Below are 17,923 nucleotides of genomic sequence, written 5' to 3'. Positions count from 1 at the left end.
ATTACATGACTACATAAATCATGAAATCAATAAACGGAGATGGTCATGCAATCGGTTCTGAACGAAGCCACCGCCCAGATCAGACGCGCAAAAACAGCCGGATCGCCGGTCGTTCAGTCCTTCTTTGATGAGCCCACCAACACCGCGACCTATGTCGTTTGGGACACGGCAACGAAAAAGGCTGCGATCATCGACAGCGTCCTCGATTTCGACGCTGCGGCGGGTCGGACCAAAACCGCGTCGGCGGATGCGGTGATCGCTTATGTGCGGGATCAGGGTCTGACGGTCGATTGGCTGCTGGAAACCCATGCTCACGCTGATCACCTGTCCGCAGCACCCTATCTACAGCAGGCTCTTGGCGGGCAGCTCGCGATCGGTCGTGAGATCATCCGGGTCCAGAACGTCTTTGGCAAAATCTTCAACGTCGGCACAGACTTTGAGCGCGATGGCTCCGAGTTCGACCGGCTTTTCGAGGACGGTGAACGCTTTGCCATCGGCAACATCGACGCCATTGCGCTGCACGTGCCCGGCCATACGCCGGCAGACATGGCCTATGCCATCGGTGACGCGGTCTTCACCGGCGATACGCTCTTCATGCCCGATTACGGCACCGCGCGGGCAGACTTCCCTGGTGGCGACGCACGCCAGCTTTTCCGCTCGATCCGCCGGCTCATGCAACTGCCGGACGAGACGCGCCTGTTCCTCTGCCACGACTACAAGGCGGTGGGCCGCGACGAATATGTCTGGGAGACGACTGTAGGCGCACAGCGTGTCGGCAACGTCCATGTCCACGAAGGGGTCAGCGAAGACGACTTCGTCGCGATGCGGACCAGTCGCGACGCCACCTTGTCGATGCCCAAGCTCATCCTGCCCTCGATCCAGGTGAACATGCGCGGTGGTCATCTGCCGGAGCCGGAAGCCAACGGCACCCGCTATCTCAAGATTCCGCTGGATGCGCTGTGATGCCAGGCTTTCCCCATGCCATGCCGCTCGAAGGCTTCATCGGCGGACTGATGATCGGTGTCGCCGCGGCGATCATGCTCCTGGGGAACGGCCGCATCGCCGGGGTCAGCGGCATGTTCGCGCGGGCTTTGGGCCTTACGGATGGAGGTCCACCGTGGGCAATTGCGCTGCTCTTCACCGCGGGTCTGCCTTTGGGCGCGGGTATTGCAGCGGGCAGTTTAGGCGTGAAGGCCAGCTTTCCGACATCGCTTTCGCTGATCGCCGTCGCCGGTCTGATCGTCGGTATCGGAACGCGGCTCGGGTCCGGGTGCACCAGTGGTCACGGCGTATGCGGCCTGTCCCGCCTGTCGCCCCGGTCCATCGCAGCGACCGTCACGTTCGTGGCGACCGGCGTCGTCACGGTCACGATCATGCGCCTGTCCGGGGTGGTACTGTGATGCGCCAGAACCCTATTTCACTCGTCAGCGGGACGCTGTTCGGCGCTGGCCTTGCCGTCTCCGGAATGATCGATCCGGCGCGGGTGCGGGCGTTTCTCGATGTCACCGGCGCATGGGACCCGACCTTGGCGTTCGTCATGGCAGGCGCGATCCTGCCGATGGCGGTAGCGTGGTTCGTCGTGCGGCGTCGCTCGACCCCGATTGCGGCCGAACAATTCCACACGTCCGCCACCTCGCCGATCGACTGGCGCCTCATCGGCGGTGCGGCCTTGTTCGGCATAGGCTGGGGCATGGTCGGATTGTGCCCAGGTCCCGCCATTGCCGCACTGGCGATCCAGCCTCTGCCGGCACTGGTCTTCATCGCCGCAATGGCGCTCGGCGCTGCCGTCCACCGCTTTGCATTCACATCCCGCCGTTCGGCCTGATTAGACAGGAGACGTCACATGGCTTTCAAGCAGATCACCCCGTCCTTCTCTGCCGCCCCCCAACTGACGCAAGACGACCTCGCCGCTGCCGCGAAGGCAGGATATCGCTCGATCATCTCAAGCCGTCCGGACGGCGAGGAGCCGGGCCAGCCAAGCGCGGAGGAAATGGCCCGGATGGCGGGCGAACACGGTTTGGCGTTCGCCCATGTCCCGATCGTACCGGGCAAGGCGACGGACGCCGATGCGGATTGCATGAAGGCGGCGCTGGCCACGCTGCCACAGCCGACGCTCGGCTTCTGCCGTAGCGGGACGCGCGCGGCGACATTGTGGGCGTTGGCCGAGGCTGATCGCGCCGATCCGGCGACAATCATCGGCCAGGCGAAGGCAGCGGGGTACGACCTTGCCGATCTCACGCCTGCGCTGAAGCGGCGTTCCGAAAGGGCGGATCAATGACCTACGACATCGTCATCATAGGGGGCGGTGCCGCCGGCATCGCGACCGCCTCCAGCATTCTCAAGCGCAACGCCAAGGTAACGATCGCAGTCGTCGACCCCGCCACGGAGCACTACTACCAACCCGGTTGGACAATGGTCGGGGCTGGCGTCTTTACGCCCGAACAGACCCGCAAAGCCGAAGCCGACGTGATGCCGAAGGGCGTCGAGTGGATACGGTTGCCCGCGCTCACCATCGACCCCGACCGCAACACGGTCGAACTCGCTGATGGAGGCATGCTGACCTATCGTATTCTAATCGTCGCGCCCGGGCTGCGCCTGGCGTGGGAGAAGATAGACGGGTTGCCTAACGCCCTCGGCCGCAACGGCGTCACCTCTAACTATCGCTACGATCTGGCATCGTACACCTACCGGCTCGTCAAAGAGTTGCGGCAGGGACGGGCGCTGTTCTCGCAGCCGCCTATGCCGATCAAGTGCGCCGGCGCACCACAGAAGGCGATGTATCTCTCCTGCGACATCTGGCGCGACAGCGGCGTTCTTCCCGCAATCGACGTCGAATTCCACAATGCCGGCGCCGTCCTGTTCGGGGTCGCAACCTACGTCCCGGTGCTTATGGAATATATCGAGCAATATGGGATCGACCTCAGGCTCGAATCCAATCTGGTCGCGGTCGATGGCGATCGTCGTGTGGCCACGTTCGAGCGCAAGCAGGACGGCGTCGCCGAACGGATCGAACGCGCGTTCGACATTCTCCACGTCGTTCCGCCCCAAGTGTCGCATACGGTCGTCGCCAAGAGTCCGCTCGCGGTCGCAAACGGCTTCGTGGATGTCGACGAGGCCACGCTGCGCCATAAGCGATACGACAACGTGTTCAGTCTCGGCGACGCCGCTGGCACCAGCAATGCGAAGACGGCAGCGGCAGCCCGCATGCAAGCGCCCGTCGTCGCGGTGAACGCCCTGGCCGCGCTAGATGGCAAGCCCCCCGCTGCCGACTACAACGGCTACGGCTCATGCCCGCTCACCGTCGAACGCGGCAAGATCGTCCTCGCCGAGTTCGGTTACGGCGGGAAACTGCTGCCGAGCTTCCCGTCATGGCTGTTGGACGGAACGCGCCCGACCCGTGCCGCCTGGTTCCTGAAAGAGCGAATGCTGCCCCCGATTTACTGGCAGGGCATGCTGAAGGGTCGCGAGTGGATGGCCGCCCCACACGAGATCGGCAAGACGGCATGATCCTCGAACCAATCCAGTATCTGCTCGGGGCCCTTTCGGGCAGCCTGGTGGGATTTACCCTTGGCCTCGTAGGCGGCGGGGGCTCGATCCTTGCAGTACCGCTGATGGTGTATCTGGTGCGCGTACCCGATGCGCACCTTGCTATCGGCACGAGCGCGTTTGCCGTTGCAGCCAATGCCGCGACCGGTCTGATCGGCCATGCCAAGGCTCATACCGTAAAATGGCGGTGCGGGGGCATGTATGCCACAGCGGGCGTCATCGGTGCGCTGCTGGGGTCCACCGTTGGCAAGGCCGTCGATGGCGGCAAGCTGCTCTTTCTGTTCGCGCTCGTCATGGTCGTCGTTGGCGTCCAGATGCTGCGCGGGCGGGGTGATGCAGGTAATCCCGGCGCTGAATGTAACCGGGAGAAGGCACCCAAGGTGCTGGGCTACGGCCTTGGGACCGGCTTGTTCTCAGGCTTCTTCGGCATCGGAGGCGGCTTTCTGATCGTTCCAGGCCTCATCGGGTCGACGGGCATGCCGATCCTCAACGCCGTCGGTACGTCGTTGATCGCCGTCACCGCATTCGGGCTAACGACCGCTGCCAACTACGCGTTTTCCGGGCTCGTGGACTGGCCGCTCGCTTTCGCCTTCATCGGTGGTGGCGTTGCAGGCGGGTTGATCGGCACGCGGATTGCCAAGCGTCTGGGCACGGGCAACATGCTCAGCACGGTCTTTGCGGTGCTGATCTTCGTAGTGGCCGCCTATATGCTTTGGAAGAGCGCAGGCGCGTTTCTCTGATGGGCAACGCAATTGCTATCGGGCCACTCATGCTGGCGGTCGATCGTGGACTGGCGGTGCTGTGCGTCTCCGTGTTTCTCGGACTGACGGCGCTGGCAGGACGGTTCCGCTTCCCGCGGGTGTCGGCGGTCGCGACCAGTGCCATTGTCGTCGGACTAGTGACGGCCCGGATCAGCTATGTCGCGGCGCACTGGACGAGCTACGCCGATGCTCCCCTGTCCATCCTCGCAGTGTGGCAAGGCGGTTTCGCGCCTGCTCCTGGCCTCATCGCCGCTGCCGGGACGCTGGCCTTCCGGCTTGGCAGAACGCGCGCGCTGGCGATAGGCTGGGGTGCGCTGGCCATAGCTGGCGGCCTCTGGTTCACGCTTCAGGCTCTGATCCCGCCCGTGACCTACGGCCCGTTTCCCTACCATCTCGCTTTGACGACGCCATCTGGTGCTCCGCTCCCCCTTGATCGCTTCCGGGGGCGCCCCTTCGTGATCAATCTTTGGGCGACTTGGTGCGGCCCATGCCGGCGCGAGCTGCCGATGCTCGACGCGGCAGCATCACGCTATCAGGAGGTGCCGATCCTGCTCGCCGATCAGGGTGAGGCACCAGCGATCGTCAAGGGGTTTCTTAGCCGTGAAGGCATCGGCGCGAGCAATGTCGCGCTCGATCCTGCCCGTGAGCTTTCCCAAGCCTTCGAAGTGGCTGGCTATCCCGCAACCGCCTTCGTCGCTGCGGACGGCACGATCGTGCAGCTCCAGCTTGGCGAGCTGTCACGCGCCGCCCTCGCCGATGGCATCGATATGGCAAGGAAACACCGATGAACCGACGCAACTTCTTCGCTCGTGTCCTTCTGGCCATGGTCGCTTTCGCCGGGCCGGCGATGCCCACGGCTGCGCAGCAACCCGATCTGTCGCGTAAGGCAGTCATCGACGATCCCGTCGCCCCGAAGCGTGTCGCCTCAGCCTATGACGTCACCGTTGTCGAGTTTTTCGACTACAATTGCCCGTATTGCCGCCAAACGGAGGCGGTGCTGAACGCGCTGGTTGCGGCCGACCCGAAGGTTCGGATCGTCTATCGCGACTGGCCGATTTTCGGCCCCGCGTCGCGGGAAGCCTCACGGGCTGCAATTGCAAGCCAATGGCAGGGCAAGCATGCCGCTTTCCATCAAACGTTGATGACCTCACCGGGCCGGCTCGATAACGCTGGGGTCAAGGCTGCTGCCGCGAGAGCCAAGGTGGATTGGCCACGTCTGCAACGCGACCTGAAAACGCGCGGCGCAGAAATCGATGCGCTCCTTGCACGCACCAATGCCATCGCTGAAGCGATCGGGTTCAACGGGACGCCAGCGCTGATCGTCGGTTCGCAGGTTGTGGCCGGCGCAGTCGATCTTCCGACGTTGCGTCGGCTTGTCGCCACCGCGCGCAGCAAGCCAGGGGAACGCTGAGCATGACGGCTGCCCAAGGATGAAGGGATGACGAGAAGTGTAAGTATCGCACGACGTGAAACACATGTTTCCCGACAGGGGACGACGCAAACGGATTGCAGTTCCATGACGACGCCCGATTATGTACGACAAACCCTGTCGCCTTGATCTAATGCGCGACAACATCAATTCAGAGGTTTGTCGTACATGCTCATCGGGTACATGCGTGTCTCATCGGTCGACGATCGCCAGTCGGTCGACCTGCAGCGCGATGCTCTCATCGCCGCCGGCGTCGATGAGCGTCATCTCTATTCCGACAAAGCATCGGGCGCACGGGACGATCGCCCCGGGCTGAAGGCTTGCCTGGAGTACCTGAAGCATGGCGACACGCTGATCGTTTGGAAGCTCGACCGCCTCGGGCGATCCCTGGCCAACCTTCTGACGATCATCACCGACCTGAAAGACCGGCGCGCTTGCTCAATATGAACGCGCGCTCACGCGCGAACGGGTGATGGCGGGTTTGGCAGCAGCTCGGCGGCGCGGTCGGCACGGGGGGCGTCCACCTAGCATCAACGCGGAAACGATCGAGCAGATCACTGACGCACTCAATGCTGGTGCAAGCAAGGCGTCAGTGTGCCGGTCCTTCAAGGTGCCCCGATCGACCCTCATCGGCACGCTTGATCGGATTGGCTGGACGGGGCCAGCCAAGGCCTGAGCAGATGCCCCGCCGTTCTGTTCTGACCGAGGCGCAACATGCCGAGTTGTTCGCCTTGTCCGAAAACGAAGCCGACCTGGTGCGGTACTGGACGCTCGGTGTCGACGATCTGCGCGCCATCACGAGCCGAAGGCGTCCCCACAACCGACTCGGTTTTGCGCTACAGCTCTGTGCCTTGCGCTATCCCGGCCGGCTGCTGAAGCCCGGCGAATTCATCCCGGATGCTCCTCTCAGGTTCGTCGGGGATCAGCTCGGCATCCCGAGACAGCCACGATGGTGCGCGGGCAAATGAGCAAATATGTGCGGCATCTCGGCAGCCTGGTCGAGGACCTGCTCGACATCGCACGCATCGACCAAGGCAAGATCGCGCTCAAGAAGGAGCATCTGTTGCTCCAGGATCTGCTGACCTTTGCCGTCGAAGGATCACGCCATCATATCGATGCGGCCAGCCATGAGCTGATCCAGGATGTCGCGCCTGAGCCGATCTGGCTGGAGGCCGATCATGCCCGTCTTGCGCAGGTCGTCGGCAATCTCCTCACCAACGCCGCCAAATACACGCCTGCGGGCGGAGAAATTCACCTCTCCGCGAGGCGCGAAGAGGATCAGGTCCGCATCGAGGTCGCCGATACGGGCGTCGGCATCCCGGCGGAGATGCAGGCCCGGATCTTCGATCTGTTTGCCCAGATCGATGGGTCCAACCAGCGCACGCAGGAAGGACTTGGGATCGGACTCGCGCTCGTCAAACAGTTGGTCGAGCTCCACGGCGGGACGATCACGCTCAAGCGCAGCGCGCCGGGAGAGGGCAGCGTTTTCGAGGTCGTCTGAGGCGGGCCGCGACCTCTACGGTCCATCGTCCCCAGGCTCGGCCACTCCTGTTGTTCGCTCCTTTTCGAACCCGTGCATGCCCCACCACCACTGCAGCGCGATGATCGCGCCTTTGGCGGGCTGCAACAGGCCAAGAAGCAGAACAAGCGCCAGCGGTACGATGATCGCCATCATCGCGGTGACCGAGAGCGCGAAATCGCGGGCCAGCGCGATGATGAGGGGCGCCATGAGGTGACCGGTCACGATGATTGCCACATAGGCCGGGAAGTCGTCCGCGCGTTGATGGCTCCAGTCCTGGCCGCAGTGCGCGCAGATGGTCACAGGTTTGAGGAATCGGTAGAATAGGTGCGCTTCGCCGCACCTTGGACAGCGGCCGCGCACGCCGCGTAGCGCGGCGGTACCCAGCGTTTCGGGCAGAGCGCAGTCTCGACGTTTCGGCCCGATGAACTGGGCGGGCGGGGCGCCGGCCGGACGATCACGGCGATCGAATGGCGTTCGGGTGAAAGCAGGCAAGATCATCTCGCTGCTATCGAAAAGAGAGGCAAGGCTGGACGGCAGACAGCCCCAGGAATCATATGGCTTTTACACTCAAATATGAAGGCGCAGTTATGATGTATAAAACATCATTCCGACGTCCGAAATGTGCGCTCGTCTGATTAAAGCGGCGATCCGAGAGCCTGCGCTGCGTCGTCCAGATCCGCCTCCGCGATGACATAGCTGTCGCCCTCTCCGGCAAAGAAGAGGTTCAGTTGCGCCTCGCTTCGGGCTTCTGGCGCGGGACCATGGTGCGCCTCGTCCCAATGCGCCTCGACGAAGCTCCACAAGGCCGCGCTGGCCGCTGGCCGATCGTCATAGATGCCTACCTTCTCCGTCCCCTGGAAGACGATCACTAATACCGTAGCCAGCACAGCCTTCTTCGCCCTTGAACCGTTGCCTTTCATGGGATTCCGCACGAACCTGCGACGCTTCAGGCACCCCGTGCGGCTTTCATTCACCCTCCGGGCAAGATGGGCAAAGAATGAGCGGGTTCAACAGGCTGAATTAAGACCATTTTGGAGCTAAACCATTTGCCAATATGCTTGTGCTAGGAAGTGTCGAACGCGCGGGAACAGGTGTCGTCTCAAGCGCGTACTGGACATGGCAAGAAAGACATAGAGACTCATGGCGCAGTTGACGCAGATGGAAATTGCCAATTGGCTTGCGATTTACGTTGGCGTCGGCCTGTGCTGCGCGCTCGCAGTTTCGCTGTCGGTCGGGGTGCTTCTCGGACAGCTGGTTCAGGAGCGTGCCTGGCGCCAAATTCACGATGTGCGTGGAGCAGCATTGTTTCTGCCCCGGACCTGGTGGCGCTGGCAGAAACTCTATTTGCTGTCGACGCCGGTCACCTTGGGCATTGTGGCATGGTTCGCCGCGACGCTCCGCTGGTCCTGAGCAGAGGCGAGGGCGCTCGCCGTATCATTATTGCCTGATGCGCCGGGCTCACAGGCCTAAGGCGGTTCGCACGATATCCGGTACGGCACCGCGCTCAAGCGCGTCGGGCCCGAGGCTAATCAGCGGCGCGATCATCTCGAGGCGCGGATGGATGGCGGCCTTCACCGCCAGAAAGTTCTCGTCGAGGGCGCTCTGCGCCGCAACGACCAGCTGCCGGATCTCGCCGGTCTCTCTCGACTGCGCTTCAAGCAGGAAGTCGGGCCGACAGGCGCCTTGCGGGGTCAACTGGTCGAAGAGCGGCTTTTCGATCACGAGATCAATACCGAGGCGATCGAGCCCTCGTCGCGCGTCAAGCAGGCCGCGATAGAGAGATCGCTCGAATTCGGAGGCAACCGGCACGAAACGCTGGCCTGAGAGGATGGGCTGCGCATAGGCGCGCAGCGCCGCATAGCCGTCGGCCTCGGGATATTCGCCGACCACGACCAGCACCAGGTAAGGACCTTTGATCGGGTTGCCGCGGATCGATGGGGACTGCACCCGATTGGCGAGCACCACCGGCTCGGCGCCCGCGACATGGATGGTCGCACCCTGCACCGCTGTCGCGTAGAGCGCGAGGAACGCCTGCGGTGCGTGACCCGGTGGCCACTGATGGGATAACGCGCGCAGACCTGCGAACACGCGATTATTGTGAAAGGGGCGGGCATGTGTCCATAAGGCGCGGCCGAGCTCGATGCCGGGTGCAAGCTCGATCCGCGCGGCCGCCGCGCTCAGGGCCCTGAATTCTTGTGCAATGGAGCGTTCGGGCGGCTCCGCCCCAAGCGGCGGCGTGCGATGGACACCGGCCAGGGTCATAAGGCGCCAGAGAAGGCGGGCGAGACGCGGCACCGTCGCATTGCGTGTCCTGTCGTCGATACTGTCGGCCTGCGGCTTTTGCGCCAGCTTCTCAGGGGCTGGCCGCAGCACTTCGAAATAGCCTTCCGGGGGATCGGCCGGCGAATGGGGTGTACGGATCTCCGAAATGCGATTGGTCGCCTGCTCGCGAAAGAAGGGGCATTGGGGACGATGCTCGGGCCGGTCGGCGCCCGTCAGGCGCCGCAGATAATAGGTTTCAGCTTCCGACAGGAAGGCGGGGGTCAGGACCGGCGGCCGGGTGTCGGGACCCAGGCAGTCGCATGCGATCCACTTGGCGCCGATCCGTGCTTGCTGGACCAGCGCGATCCCCGCCTCTTCATCGCCGCGCGAGCCTTCGCCCGTATACCAGCGCACCAGTGCGGACCGCACGAGGTCGGGAAGGGGGATGCGACGACCTTTTTGTCCGTCGCCCTGCCGGTCGATCAGCCACATGGAGAAGCCCTTTTGGAGCGCAATGGGCAAAGTCTGACCAGGCGCCGCGGGATTGACAACGGGATTTGGGTTCACCTCCACTCGGGCAAGGACAGGTTTCGGGAGGTTTTATGAAGACCGCGCTCCTTGCTGCACCGCTGCTCACCATCACCCTCGCGGCCCCGCTTGCCGGCGCCAGCCCGCAAGGTTCGCCGCGCACCGTTCAGCTTATCACGATGGGCGTGCCGGCGCCGCCACGCCTGCCGGCCGCTGCGGGCTCAGATGGCACAGACCGCCCGGACACGCCCGCGGTGGACGAAGGAGCTCCGCTCGCCGAGGCACGTCCAGCCGCGCTTCCAGCCTCGTTCAGCGTCCATGATCTCAGCCGCAAATGGGTGCAGTTCCAGATGGCGCAGACCTACGGGCAAGTGGCCCCCGGCGAGACCTCGCCGGTCGACGTGTCGGCTTCCGGGGCGGCGCCGCCAGTTGCGGCCGCGCCCGGCGTTTCTGCCGAGCCGACGCTGGAGGCGATACCCGTCCCTGCGTGGATGCGCGGCGGACTGGCCTTTGCCAGCGCCGCAACCCGATACACGGCAGGATGCTATGCCGGAGGCTATCGGCCGGCCGGTTTCCTCAGCGCCCAGGCGGAGATCCGGCGGGCGGGCTATTACGGGATGATGAGCGCGATCGCGTGCCAATATGGCATCCCGGTCGGCCTTTTCGACGCCATGATCATCCGCGAAAGCCGCTACAATGACCGGGCCGTTTCGCCGAAAAATGCCTATGGATTGACCCAGCTCATGCCCGGCACGGCCGCGGGGCTGGGCGTGGATCGCTACGATATCGAGCAGAATCTGCACGGCGGCGCGCGCTATCTGCGCAGCCAGCTCGATCGCTTCGGCCAGGTCCATCTGGCGTTGGCGGCCTATAATGCCGGGCCGGGACGGGTGCGGGACGGCCAGGTGCCGCGGATCGCCGAGACCCAGGCCTATGTCGACGATATCCTCCTCAACTGGCGGCGCTTGAGCGGTTTCACGCGGACGGCCAGTGTTACCGGCCCATCGTTGCCGCCGACTCCAACATCGCCGCGTTTCAATGGACGCAGCGCGATCGTTTCGCGCTTCTGAGGCGAGACCGAGCCGACGGACGCCGGTGCGAACCGCGCGGACGGCGTCCGTCGGTCAATCCAGGCGGAAGCTCTGCTCCATGCGGGCGCGACGCTCGATGATCGCGATGACCTCGCGTACCACCCGGTCAACGACGCCGTCGCGCAAGGGGCCTGCCCATTCGCGGCGGATCTCGGTGCCATCCATGCCTTCCACGTCGTTGAGCGCATGGACAAGCGAGAGCGGCAGGCTCGCGAACACCTCGGAAATCATCTGCATCATCGTCGAGAATCGGCCGTCATGGAGAAGATCCAGGTCGCGAAGAGTTTCGACACCGAGAACGGCCTGGATGAACCCGATTTGAAGGACATGAAGGATCGTCTGAAACTCGACGAGCGTCATGCTCTCACGGGTGGAAGGATCGGCGGTGGGCCGCAGAAGATTAGACAGGCGGTTGCGCCTGATGCCGGTCTTGAGCGCCAGTTTCCGCACGCTCACATTTTGATCCGACATCGCCTGAAGAATGTAAGGAATATAGTCCCTGAAGGGGATCGCAGCGTTCTCTTCAGCGGACTTGCTTTCGTCCGTCGAGGAAGGTGCCCCGCTGGTGGCAAGGGATGTCATGAACCGGCCCCCTGATCCTGCTCCGTGAGAGCACCAAATCACAGCGGGAAACGCTTTGCAACAACCTGTGACCTGGATTTCTTTATAGGTATCGGCTAAGCCATTGGTACGGATGGACTTACCTGTTGCGAATCGCTCGCAATTTTTCCGGCGGCCTGGGTAGGCGGTAAATCGAGCCCCTGTTCGCGCAACTTCGCTACGACGGCCTTCGCCTTCTGCTCGACGATATAGTCGAACAGGAGAAGCGACAGCATGTCGCCGGCGGACATGCCCTGCCCGAGTTGCTTGGCCAGAATATGCTGGGCCTCGCTGAGGTTCTCGGCGCTGCTCGCGGTAACGCGCAGTTTGATACGAATGCCGCCTTCGGTGGGGATCTTGTCCAGATGCGAGCGAAGCACATCGGAATCATGATCCATGGCCGCGGCGGAGGCGGCGCGGGCATTCACCAGCGTCGCGAGCGTCTGGTAAGAATGGGTTTCGTTCGAGCGCAGCCGCACGCTTTCGGTGGTGAGGCGGAAGAAGTGCTCGGAGATATCGATGCTGACCTGTCGGGGGAAACCTACTCCCGCCGCGTCCTGTCCCTGTGACGTTTTGTAACCCTGCCCCACTCGACCCCCCTGAGTGCCGGATCCCGCGTCCTTGCTACGCGGCACGAACCTCATGCCGATTCCACGGTAGAACCTAACCGTTAACCAATCTTATCGCAAATTTTCGCGAGTCGCGCGGGTGGCTCGGATTTCGGGCCAGCGTGGCGCGCGCTGGTGACCGTCCTGGTCTGCACGGCGGGCCACCCCGGCTCGCAGCGCGTACCGGAGCGGTTCGCGCGCGGCGCCAAGCGACTCGGGCTGGAAGAAAAATTCATGTCTCCCGCAACGCGCCGAGCCGGGGAAGGTTGCTCGGCCGGCGAGCGAGGGGACAGCCTTCGATTGGGCGCGGAACCGCCGCGTCTCAATCGGAAGGAAATGCTCATGCAACAGGTACTGAAGCATGGCGGGCGGGTAGAGCTTGCGATCCTCGTGATCGCGGCGCTGGCCTTCGCGCTGCTCATGTTCGCCGGACCGGCCTTCGCCGGCGCCGACACCACCTTCGACACCGCGCTCACCAAGTTCACCGACTTCCTCGAGGGATCAGGCGGCAAGATCATCACCGTGCTCAGCCTCGCCGGCGGCGTGGTCGCGCTCGCCTCGGGCCGCTTCTCGATGGGCCAGATCGCCATCCCGGTGGGCGTCGGCGTGGGCGCCGGCACCGGCGTGCCGATCGTCACCTCGACCGTCACCGCAACGATCTGACGTGGGTTCGGCCGGCGGCGTAGCAGCGCCGACGGTCCAAATGGAGGGTGGTGCGATGTCTGCGGACAAATATGTCATTCCAACTCATCTGGATGATCCAGAACTGATCGGGCTGTGGACCCTGGATGAGTTCCTCGCGATGGTGATTCCGTTCACCTGGGGGATCCTGTCTCAGCATATCCTTATCGGCATTTTGCTCGCTGGAGCAGGCTGGTGGGGCTTGAAGCGCGCTAAGGCGGGACGGGCGGCATCCTGGCTGCTGCACATGGCCTATTGGCACCTTCCGGCCGGGTTCACCGGCATGAAGGCGACACCGCCCTCCTACCTTCGACTGATGGCCGGCTGACATGGAGATCGCCAACAGCCACGCGCAAAGCCAGCGCGTTCTCAAGCAGCGCAACCTCCTCGTCGCCATCGCCGGCGTGCTCGCAGCGATTACCGCCATCCTCTTCCTGATGGTAGCGACCCGCGATCGGGAGATCGTCCTGCAGCCGATCCTGCGGTCGCCGCTCACAGTCAGCAGCGCCGGGGTCAGCCGCGAGTATCTGGAGATGGTCACGCGCGACGCCGCGGTGCTGACCCTCGATCGATCGCCGAGCAACCTGGAATACTGGATGAAGTCGGTTCTCGATATCACGGCGCCAAGCGCACAGGGGCGGCTCAAGGCGGACCTTCTCAAGATCGTCAACGAGCAGCGCGGATCCTCGATCGCGCAGTTCTTCGCGATCCAGTCGATGAAGCTCGATCCGGACAATCTGACCTCGGACGTGACGGGCGACCTGCACACGATCGTAGGGAGCAAGGTCATCTCCAAGGACCGCCGGACCTTCCGCTTCAAATGGAAATATTCGGGCGTCTCGCTGCAGCTCGTCGGCTTCGGGATGGTGTCCAAAGCCGAGGAAGGAGATCAATGATGAGTGCTATCGCCATCGGCAGCACGGCTGCCGGCGCCGCCTTGTGCTCCCGATATTATTGCCACGCCAGCCGTTTCATCGGCGCGGGACTGGTCGCGGCCGGCCTGCTTCTGATCGCCGAGCCCGCCTGGGCGGACCAGACCATCATGGCGTCGGACAGCAGCCAGGTCGACTGCCAGGCGTCGGCCAAGGACCTGACCCGCATCAGCCTCGTCGAGGACGAGTTCGCCAGTGTCTCGAAGATCTCCACCGGCAATCCGACGGACGATTTCAGCGTCGTCAACGAACCGGTGCGCGGCGACATCTACCTGTCGGTACCCGAGGGTTTCGGGCGGTCCGCGCTCTCCTTCTTCGGCACGACCAAGCGCGGCTATGTCTACAAGTTCGTTTGCCGCATTGGCGGCGAGCAGGCCGCGCAGGTCTTCATTTCCAATCCGGCGATCGCGAAAGATCGCTCGGGTGAGGCGGTCGCCGCCACAATCAAGGCCGGCCCCCAGGACGCAGCCGTCGAACTCGTACAGGCGATGTATTCCAACAGCATCGTCGATGGCTACGAGATGCGGCAGCGCACTTTGCGCCCGGTCTTCGTCGGCGGGCTCAAGGTCCAGATGATCGCGGAATATCGGGGGCAGGAGCTCACCGGCAAGGTTCTGCGCATCGAGAATATGAGCAACGCGCCGATCGCGCTGAACGAAGGCGCGGTCGCGCCGCGCAGCGCGCTCGCCGTCTCCATCGCCGAGCCGATGCTCGCGCCCGGCAAGGTCACCACGGCCTATCTCGTCTCGCAGATCGGGAGGTAGTCATATGGCACTCGCGGATATCTTCTCGCGCACCCGTCGCACCCTGGACGGTCCCGATGAAGAAACAGAAACTGTTTCACCGGTAACCGGCGAAATCGGCAGAAACGAGGCGACCCGCAAGAAGCAGCGGTTGCTGCTCGCGGGCGTTGCCGGCGCGGGGCTGGTGCTCTCGTCCTTCTGGATCTTCGGGGGCAACGACAAGGACGCGGCCGAAGACGACGACGGCGAAAAGGTCGAGGTGTCGACCAAGGATCTCGTGAACCGCAACCTCTCCCAACAGGAGTGGATGGGGATGTCCGAGAACCAGTTCCAGTCGATGGAAAACCAGCTGAAGTCGGTGAATGCGCAGCAAAACCGCGTCGACGCGCTGGCAGCCCAGGTCGAGGCGCTGAAGGGGCAGAACCAGGCCCTTCAGGCCGATGGCCAGCGGGTCTTCTCCGCCTACCAGGCCGAGAACGAACGACTCAAGCGCGAGGCGGCCCAGCAGCGGGCGGCACCGCCGCCCCAACCAGGTCCAGCCGCGCTTTACGGTCCGGGCGGGACCCAGGCCTATCGGCGGCCCGATGGCACGCCGGGGGCGGCCGGGCCCGCCGGCGCGCCGATGGGCGGCGCGGAGGTCAAGATGGTGAACTTCCAGACCACCGAGACCGGCAATGCCTCGCGCGTCGCCAAGGGCAACACGGTCTATACCGACAGCGTCAATTACCTGCCGCCCAACAGCTTCGCATCCGCCAAGGTGATCGTCGGCGTCGATGCCAGTGCCGGCGTCAACAGCCAGTCCGACCCGCTTCCGGTCGTGCTGCGCGTGACAGGCCCTGCACGCAGCGTCTTCCAGAACGGGCGCCTGCTCACCACGAAGATCGAGGGCTGCCTCATCAACGGAGCGGCGCGCGGCGACCTTTCGGCCGAGAAAGTCTACGTCAAACTGCAGAAGATGACCTGTCCGCAGCCCGGCGGCCGCTACGCGGTCTCGGAGGTCAAGGGCTTCATCGCCTTCGGCGGCAAGACCGGGGTGCGCGGCCGGGTGGTCTCGCGCGAAGGCGGGCTGGTGACGCAGGCCTTCATCGCCGGCCTCTTCGGGGGCTTTGGCCGCGGCTTCTCCGCAAACGCCAATTCGGTGTTCCAGGGCACCAACATCACCACAAACGGCAAGCGCGACAAACTCTCGGCGGGCGAGATCCTGGAGGGTGGCTTCGGGGAAGGCGTCGCCCAGACCGGCGACATGGTCTCGAAATATCTGATCGAGCGCGCCGAACAATATCAGCCGGTGATCGAGATGCCGACTGGCATCGATGTCGAAATCGTCTTTCTGGAGGGTGTCTATGTCCGTAACTGATCGCCTTCGCGCCGCTGTTGCGCGTACGCCCTGGAGCTATGGCCTCATCGCCCTGCCGGTGGTGGGACTGGGCGCCGCCGCCATCGCTGCCGCTGCCGCTGCCGTTCCGACCGAAGACAGCCAGGTCGCGGGCCTGCTCAAGGCCCGGCTGCCCAAGACCGAGATCAGCGCGGTTAACTGCGCCAAGGTCGCAGGGCTGTGCGAAGTGACAGCCGGCGCCAACCTCTTCTATGTCGATCGCGGCGCCCGCTATCTGGTCATCGGCCGGGTATACGACATGGAAACGCGGCAGGACGTGACCGCCGCACGCCTCCTGGAGATGAACCCCGACATGCTGGTCGGCGGCGCCGCCAAGGCCAATGCGACGGCCGCGCTCGGCGGCGAGGCGGACGTTTCTCCCGTCGCACCCACCGCCGGCGCGCGCCGTGTCTCCGTGCCGGTGCGGCCGGCCACGCTGTCGCTCGCGGGGCTGCCCCGCGACGGAGCGATCGTCTGGGGCAACAAGGCATCGAGCCAGTCGGTCACGGTCTTTACCGATTTTCGCTGCGGCTACTGCCGCGCGCTTACTAGCGTGCTGCGCAGCATGGACGTCAAGGTCATCGAACGGCCCATTTCGGTCCTGGGCAGCCGGGATCTGGCCGACCGCGTCTATTGCGCCAGGAACCGGGAAGAGGCGCTCCACGCCGCCTATTCCGGCGCGCCGTTCGAAAGCGAGGGCAAATGCGACACGCGTGGCCTCGACGCCAACGAGCAGTTCGCCCGCAGCCATGGCCTGAGCGGGACCCCGGTCATCGTCCGTAGCGATGGCGCCATGCTTGAGGGCTACCGGCCCAAGGACGTGCTGGAAGCATGGCTGAAGGGAGCCAAGTCGTGAAGGGCCGCGCCACTCGCTGGCATGCTGGCCTGGCGCTCGCCGTCCTGCCACTCATGGGGGGCTGCGCATCGTTCGGCAGCAATATCGCGGGGAGTTTTTCCTGCCCTGCGCCGGACGGAATTTGCGCGCCGTCGTCATCGATCGACGACCGGGCACTGGCCCTCATCACGGCTGAAGCGCCGGACGCCGTGCCGTCACGGGCGGGACCCTATCGCGATCCCGACATGGGAGCGGGAAAAGGCGCCCGGACGGCGGTGGCAAGCACGCGGCGCATGCCTGTGTCGATCGGAGAGGCGGGCCGCACGCGTGAGAAAGTGCTGCGGATCGTCTTCCAGCCTTATATCGACGAGCGCGGCCGGCTGCACGAGGCGAGTGCCGTCCATGCCGTGGTTGCGCAGGGCGAGTGGCAGCAGCAGGCTATCGCGGACGCGTCTGGCCTGTCCTCCCGCAATGAGCGCGCCGCGGCCTATGCGGGCGAGACGCTCGCCGACGCGGTCGATCGGACTGAGACGGAGCGCTTCTCCCCCGCCGAAGGCCTGCCTGACCCGGCGGCTGTCGCTGCCGCGCGGGCGCGTGCGACGGCAGATCCGGTTGCCAGCATCAAGAGCGCTGTCGCGGCCCGGCTTTCGCCAAGGCCCGATGCGCGGGCGCGGCGCAAGGTCGCAGCGACGCCCCCGCAACCCGTCAGCGCTGCGGCCCCGTCCGCCGAACCGACTGCTCCTCCCGCGGCAGCGGCTGCACCGCCGACACGCGCGGTCCCGTCCGCTCCGCAGGCTGCGGCAGTCCCTGGCGCTCCCGCCAAGACGACCGCCGGCGCGGAAGCGGCGGCGCGGGTGAAAGCCGATAGCCGGTACCAGGCGGTGGCGTCGCAGGCACAGGATGGTGCGCGGGCAGCGGCCACGGGCGCGCAGGCGCCCGACTTGCGGCCGGTGCTCAAGCCCACGGTGAATTCGGCCGCATTCCCCGGCGCCGTCGCGGAGGAGAACTGA

General features: G+C 64.5%; 23 protein-coding genes and 2 pseudogenes. 20 read left to right on the top strand and 5 right to left on the bottom strand.

Annotated elements, in window-relative coordinates:
• The first annotated feature begins 45 nt into the window (after positions 1-45).
• From HH800_RS27820 to HH800_RS27770, 11 genes and pseudogenes are all read left to right on the top strand, one after another.
• Positions 46-963, top strand: coding sequence for an MBL fold metallo-hydrolase (locus tag HH800_RS27820; RefSeq protein ID WP_169863524.1), 918 nt, complete (start codon positions 46-48; stop codon positions 961-963).
• 20 nt (positions 964-983) lie between these two features.
• On the top strand, positions 984-1,400 hold the full coding sequence (locus HH800_RS27815) for a YeeE/YedE family protein (RefSeq protein ID WP_235682158.1): 417 nt from the start codon (positions 984-986) through the stop codon (positions 1,398-1,400).
• Complete coding sequence (locus tag HH800_RS27810; protein WP_169863522.1) at positions 1,400-1,825, top strand: DUF6691 family protein; 426 nt, start codon at positions 1,400-1,402, stop codon at positions 1,823-1,825. Before HH800_RS27815 ends, HH800_RS27810 begins: the two co-directional genes overlap by 1 nt.
• 18 nt (positions 1,826-1,843) lie before the next feature.
• A complete protein-coding gene (locus tag HH800_RS29540; protein WP_169863521.1) occupies positions 1,844-2,278 on the top strand; it encodes a TIGR01244 family sulfur transferase in 435 nt (144 codons plus the stop codon).
• A complete protein-coding gene (locus HH800_RS27800) occupies positions 2,275-3,507 on the top strand; it encodes an NAD(P)/FAD-dependent oxidoreductase (RefSeq protein ID WP_169863520.1) in 1,233 nt (410 codons plus the stop codon). The genes HH800_RS29540 and HH800_RS27800 overlap by 4 nt, the downstream gene beginning before the upstream one ends.
• Entirely contained in the window at positions 3,504-4,286 is a 783-nt protein-coding gene (locus HH800_RS27795; protein ID WP_169863519.1) for a sulfite exporter TauE/SafE family protein, read from the top strand. Before HH800_RS27800 ends, HH800_RS27795 begins: the two co-directional genes overlap by 4 nt.
• Before the next feature lie 29 nt (positions 4,287-4,315).
• The gene (locus HH800_RS27790; RefSeq protein ID WP_235682174.1) at positions 4,316-5,095 is read left to right on the top strand and encodes a TlpA disulfide reductase family protein; all 780 of its coding nucleotides are present in this window, start codon (positions 4,316-4,318) and stop codon (positions 5,093-5,095) included.
• Positions 5,092-5,718 carry a DsbA family protein gene (locus HH800_RS27785; protein ID WP_169863517.1) on the top strand — a complete coding sequence of 209 codons (627 nt, stop codon included), beginning with the start codon at positions 5,092-5,094 and terminating at the stop codon, positions 5,716-5,718. The genes HH800_RS27790 and HH800_RS27785 overlap by 4 nt, the downstream gene beginning before the upstream one ends.
• Before the next feature lie 186 nt (positions 5,719-5,904).
• A pseudogene (locus HH800_RS27780) lies at positions 5,905-6,412 on the top strand (recombinase family protein).
• Positions 6,413-6,416: 4 nt separating this feature from the next.
• Positions 6,417-6,671: pseudogene (locus HH800_RS27775) on the top strand (DUF4158 domain-containing protein); the annotation flags it as partial.
• Positions 6,672-6,700: 29 nt separating this feature from the next.
• Positions 6,701-7,237: a sensor histidine kinase gene (locus HH800_RS27770; RefSeq protein WP_233423686.1), complete on the top strand. Its 537-nt coding sequence runs from the start codon at positions 6,701-6,703 to the stop codon at positions 7,235-7,237.
• A gap of 15 nt (positions 7,238-7,252) precedes the next feature.
• Here the strand turns inward: HH800_RS27770 and HH800_RS27765 are convergent, their stop codons facing one another.
• Positions 7,253-7,756: a DUF983 domain-containing protein gene (locus HH800_RS27765; RefSeq protein WP_232037468.1), complete on the bottom strand. Its 504-nt coding sequence runs from the start codon at positions 7,754-7,756 to the stop codon at positions 7,253-7,255.
• Positions 7,757-7,893: 137 nt separating this feature from the next.
• Positions 7,894-8,178 (bottom strand): hypothetical protein, encoded by a 285-nt coding sequence (locus HH800_RS27760; RefSeq protein WP_066701775.1) that lies wholly within the window; start codon positions 8,176-8,178, stop codon positions 7,894-7,896.
• A gap of 220 nt (positions 8,179-8,398) precedes the next feature.
• Here HH800_RS27760 and HH800_RS27755 point away from each other — a divergent pair, with 220 nt between their 5' ends.
• Complete coding sequence (locus tag HH800_RS27755; protein WP_066701706.1) at positions 8,399-8,668, top strand: hypothetical protein; 270 nt, start codon at positions 8,399-8,401, stop codon at positions 8,666-8,668.
• A gap of 48 nt (positions 8,669-8,716) precedes the next feature.
• Here the strand turns inward: HH800_RS27755 and HH800_RS27750 are convergent, their stop codons facing one another.
• Positions 8,717-10,012 carry a hypothetical protein gene (locus HH800_RS27750; protein ID WP_066701708.1) on the bottom strand — a complete coding sequence of 432 codons (1,296 nt, stop codon included), beginning with the start codon at positions 10,010-10,012 and terminating at the stop codon, positions 8,717-8,719.
• Between the two features lie 110 nt (positions 10,013-10,122).
• Between HH800_RS27750 and HH800_RS27745 the strand changes: the two genes are divergently transcribed.
• Positions 10,123-11,118 (top strand): lytic transglycosylase domain-containing protein, encoded by a 996-nt coding sequence (locus HH800_RS27745; RefSeq protein WP_066701710.1) that lies wholly within the window; start codon positions 10,123-10,125, stop codon positions 11,116-11,118.
• A gap of 54 nt (positions 11,119-11,172) precedes the next feature.
• Here the strand turns inward: HH800_RS27745 and HH800_RS27740 are convergent, their stop codons facing one another.
• Together HH800_RS27740 and HH800_RS27735 are read right to left on the bottom strand one after the other, a co-directional pair.
• Complete coding sequence (locus tag HH800_RS27740; protein ID WP_066701713.1) at positions 11,173-11,721, bottom strand: hypothetical protein; 549 nt, start codon at positions 11,719-11,721, stop codon at positions 11,173-11,175.
• Positions 11,722-11,816: 95 nt separating this feature from the next.
• Entirely contained in the window at positions 11,817-12,329 is a 513-nt protein-coding gene (locus HH800_RS27735) for a hypothetical protein (protein WP_036528824.1), read from the bottom strand.
• 360 nt (positions 12,330-12,689) lie between these two features.
• On the opposite strand from HH800_RS27735, the gene HH800_RS27730 reads away from it, so the two are divergent.
• The 7 genes from HH800_RS27730 to HH800_RS27700 are packed head-to-tail and all read left to right on the top strand — an operon-like array spanning position 12,690 to position 17,923.
• On the top strand, positions 12,690-13,010 hold the full coding sequence (locus HH800_RS27730; protein WP_008832026.1) for a TrbC/VirB2 family protein: 321 nt from the start codon (positions 12,690-12,692) through the stop codon (positions 13,008-13,010).
• 55 nt (positions 13,011-13,065) lie between these two features.
• Positions 13,066-13,356 carry a type IV conjugative transfer system protein TraL gene (gene traL, locus HH800_RS27725; RefSeq protein ID WP_008832027.1) on the top strand — a complete coding sequence of 97 codons (291 nt, stop codon included), beginning with the start codon at positions 13,066-13,068 and terminating at the stop codon, positions 13,354-13,356.
• A 1-nt stretch (position 13,357) separates the two neighbouring features.
• Positions 13,358-13,924: a type IV conjugative transfer system protein TraE gene (locus HH800_RS27720; protein ID WP_066701717.1), complete on the top strand. Its 567-nt coding sequence runs from the start codon at positions 13,358-13,360 to the stop codon at positions 13,922-13,924.
• Complete coding sequence (locus HH800_RS27715) at positions 13,921-14,724, top strand: type-F conjugative transfer system secretin TraK (protein WP_066701719.1); 804 nt, start codon at positions 13,921-13,923, stop codon at positions 14,722-14,724. The genes HH800_RS27720 and HH800_RS27715 overlap by 4 nt, the downstream gene beginning before the upstream one ends.
• A gap of 4 nt (positions 14,725-14,728) precedes the next feature.
• The gene (locus tag HH800_RS27710; RefSeq protein WP_066701722.1) at positions 14,729-16,060 is read left to right on the top strand and encodes a TraB/VirB10 family protein; all 1,332 of its coding nucleotides are present in this window, start codon (positions 14,729-14,731) and stop codon (positions 16,058-16,060) included.
• Positions 16,047-16,934 (top strand): DsbC family protein, encoded by an 888-nt coding sequence (locus tag HH800_RS27705; RefSeq protein WP_066701776.1) that lies wholly within the window; start codon positions 16,047-16,049, stop codon positions 16,932-16,934. Before HH800_RS27710 ends, HH800_RS27705 begins: the two co-directional genes overlap by 14 nt.
• Positions 16,931-17,923 carry a TraV family lipoprotein gene (locus tag HH800_RS27700; protein WP_235682173.1) on the top strand — a complete coding sequence of 331 codons (993 nt, stop codon included), beginning with the start codon at positions 16,931-16,933 and terminating at the stop codon, positions 17,921-17,923. Before HH800_RS27705 ends, HH800_RS27700 begins: the two co-directional genes overlap by 4 nt.

Origin of the sequence: Sphingobium yanoikuyae (assembly GCF_013001025.1) — a bacterium.
GTDB lineage: Bacteria > Pseudomonadota > Alphaproteobacteria > Sphingomonadales > Sphingomonadaceae > Sphingobium > Sphingobium yanoikuyae_A.
This window is presented reverse-complemented; position numbering and strand designations above follow the sequence as displayed.

What these genes read in the sequence shown, in the direction of transcription:
- HH800_RS27820 (WP_169863524.1), top strand. Translation starts at nt 46, where the DNA reads ATGCAATCGGTTCTGAACGAAGCCACCGCCCAGATCAGACGCGCAAAA.
- HH800_RS27815 (WP_235682158.1), top strand. Translation starts at nt 984, where the DNA reads ATGCCGCTCGAAGGCTTCATCGGCGGACTGATGATCGGTGTCGCCGCG.
- HH800_RS27810 (WP_169863522.1), top strand. Translation starts at nt 1,400, where the DNA reads ATGCGCCAGAACCCTATTTCACTCGTCAGCGGGACGCTGTTCGGCGCT.
- HH800_RS29540 (WP_169863521.1), top strand. Translation starts at nt 1,844, where the DNA reads ATGGCTTTCAAGCAGATCACCCCGTCCTTCTCTGCCGCCCCCCAACTG.
- HH800_RS27800 (WP_169863520.1), top strand. Translation starts at nt 2,275, where the DNA reads ATGACCTACGACATCGTCATCATAGGGGGCGGTGCCGCCGGCATCGCG.
- HH800_RS27795 (WP_169863519.1), top strand. Translation starts at nt 3,504, where the DNA reads ATGATCCTCGAACCAATCCAGTATCTGCTCGGGGCCCTTTCGGGCAGC.
- HH800_RS27790 (WP_235682174.1), top strand. Translation starts at nt 4,316, where the DNA reads ATGCTGGCGGTCGATCGTGGACTGGCGGTGCTGTGCGTCTCCGTGTTT.
- HH800_RS27785 (WP_169863517.1), top strand. Translation starts at nt 5,092, where the DNA reads ATGAACCGACGCAACTTCTTCGCTCGTGTCCTTCTGGCCATGGTCGCT.
- HH800_RS27770 (WP_233423686.1), top strand. Translation starts at nt 6,701, where the DNA reads ATGAGCAAATATGTGCGGCATCTCGGCAGCCTGGTCGAGGACCTGCTC.
- HH800_RS27765 (WP_232037468.1), bottom strand. Translation starts at nt 7,756, where the DNA reads ATGATCTTGCCTGCTTTCACCCGAACGCCATTCGATCGCCGTGATCGT.
- HH800_RS27760 (WP_066701775.1), bottom strand. Translation starts at nt 8,178, where the DNA reads ATGAAAGGCAACGGTTCAAGGGCGAAGAAGGCTGTGCTGGCTACGGTA.
- HH800_RS27755 (WP_066701706.1), top strand. Translation starts at nt 8,399, where the DNA reads ATGGCGCAGTTGACGCAGATGGAAATTGCCAATTGGCTTGCGATTTAC.
- HH800_RS27750 (WP_066701708.1), bottom strand. Translation starts at nt 10,012, where the DNA reads ATGTGGCTGATCGACCGGCAGGGCGACGGACAAAAAGGTCGTCGCATC.
- HH800_RS27745 (WP_066701710.1), top strand. Translation starts at nt 10,123, where the DNA reads ATGAAGACCGCGCTCCTTGCTGCACCGCTGCTCACCATCACCCTCGCG.
- HH800_RS27740 (WP_066701713.1), bottom strand. Translation starts at nt 11,721, where the DNA reads ATGACATCCCTTGCCACCAGCGGGGCACCTTCCTCGACGGACGAAAGC.
- HH800_RS27730 (WP_008832026.1), top strand. Translation starts at nt 12,690, where the DNA reads ATGCAACAGGTACTGAAGCATGGCGGGCGGGTAGAGCTTGCGATCCTC.
- traL (WP_008832027.1), top strand. Translation starts at nt 13,066, where the DNA reads ATGTCTGCGGACAAATATGTCATTCCAACTCATCTGGATGATCCAGAA.
- HH800_RS27720 (WP_066701717.1), top strand. Translation starts at nt 13,358, where the DNA reads ATGGAGATCGCCAACAGCCACGCGCAAAGCCAGCGCGTTCTCAAGCAG.
- HH800_RS27715 (WP_066701719.1), top strand. Translation starts at nt 13,921, where the DNA reads ATGATGAGTGCTATCGCCATCGGCAGCACGGCTGCCGGCGCCGCCTTG.
- HH800_RS27710 (WP_066701722.1), top strand. Translation starts at nt 14,729, where the DNA reads ATGGCACTCGCGGATATCTTCTCGCGCACCCGTCGCACCCTGGACGGT.
- HH800_RS27705 (WP_066701776.1), top strand. Translation starts at nt 16,047, where the DNA reads ATGTCCGTAACTGATCGCCTTCGCGCCGCTGTTGCGCGTACGCCCTGG.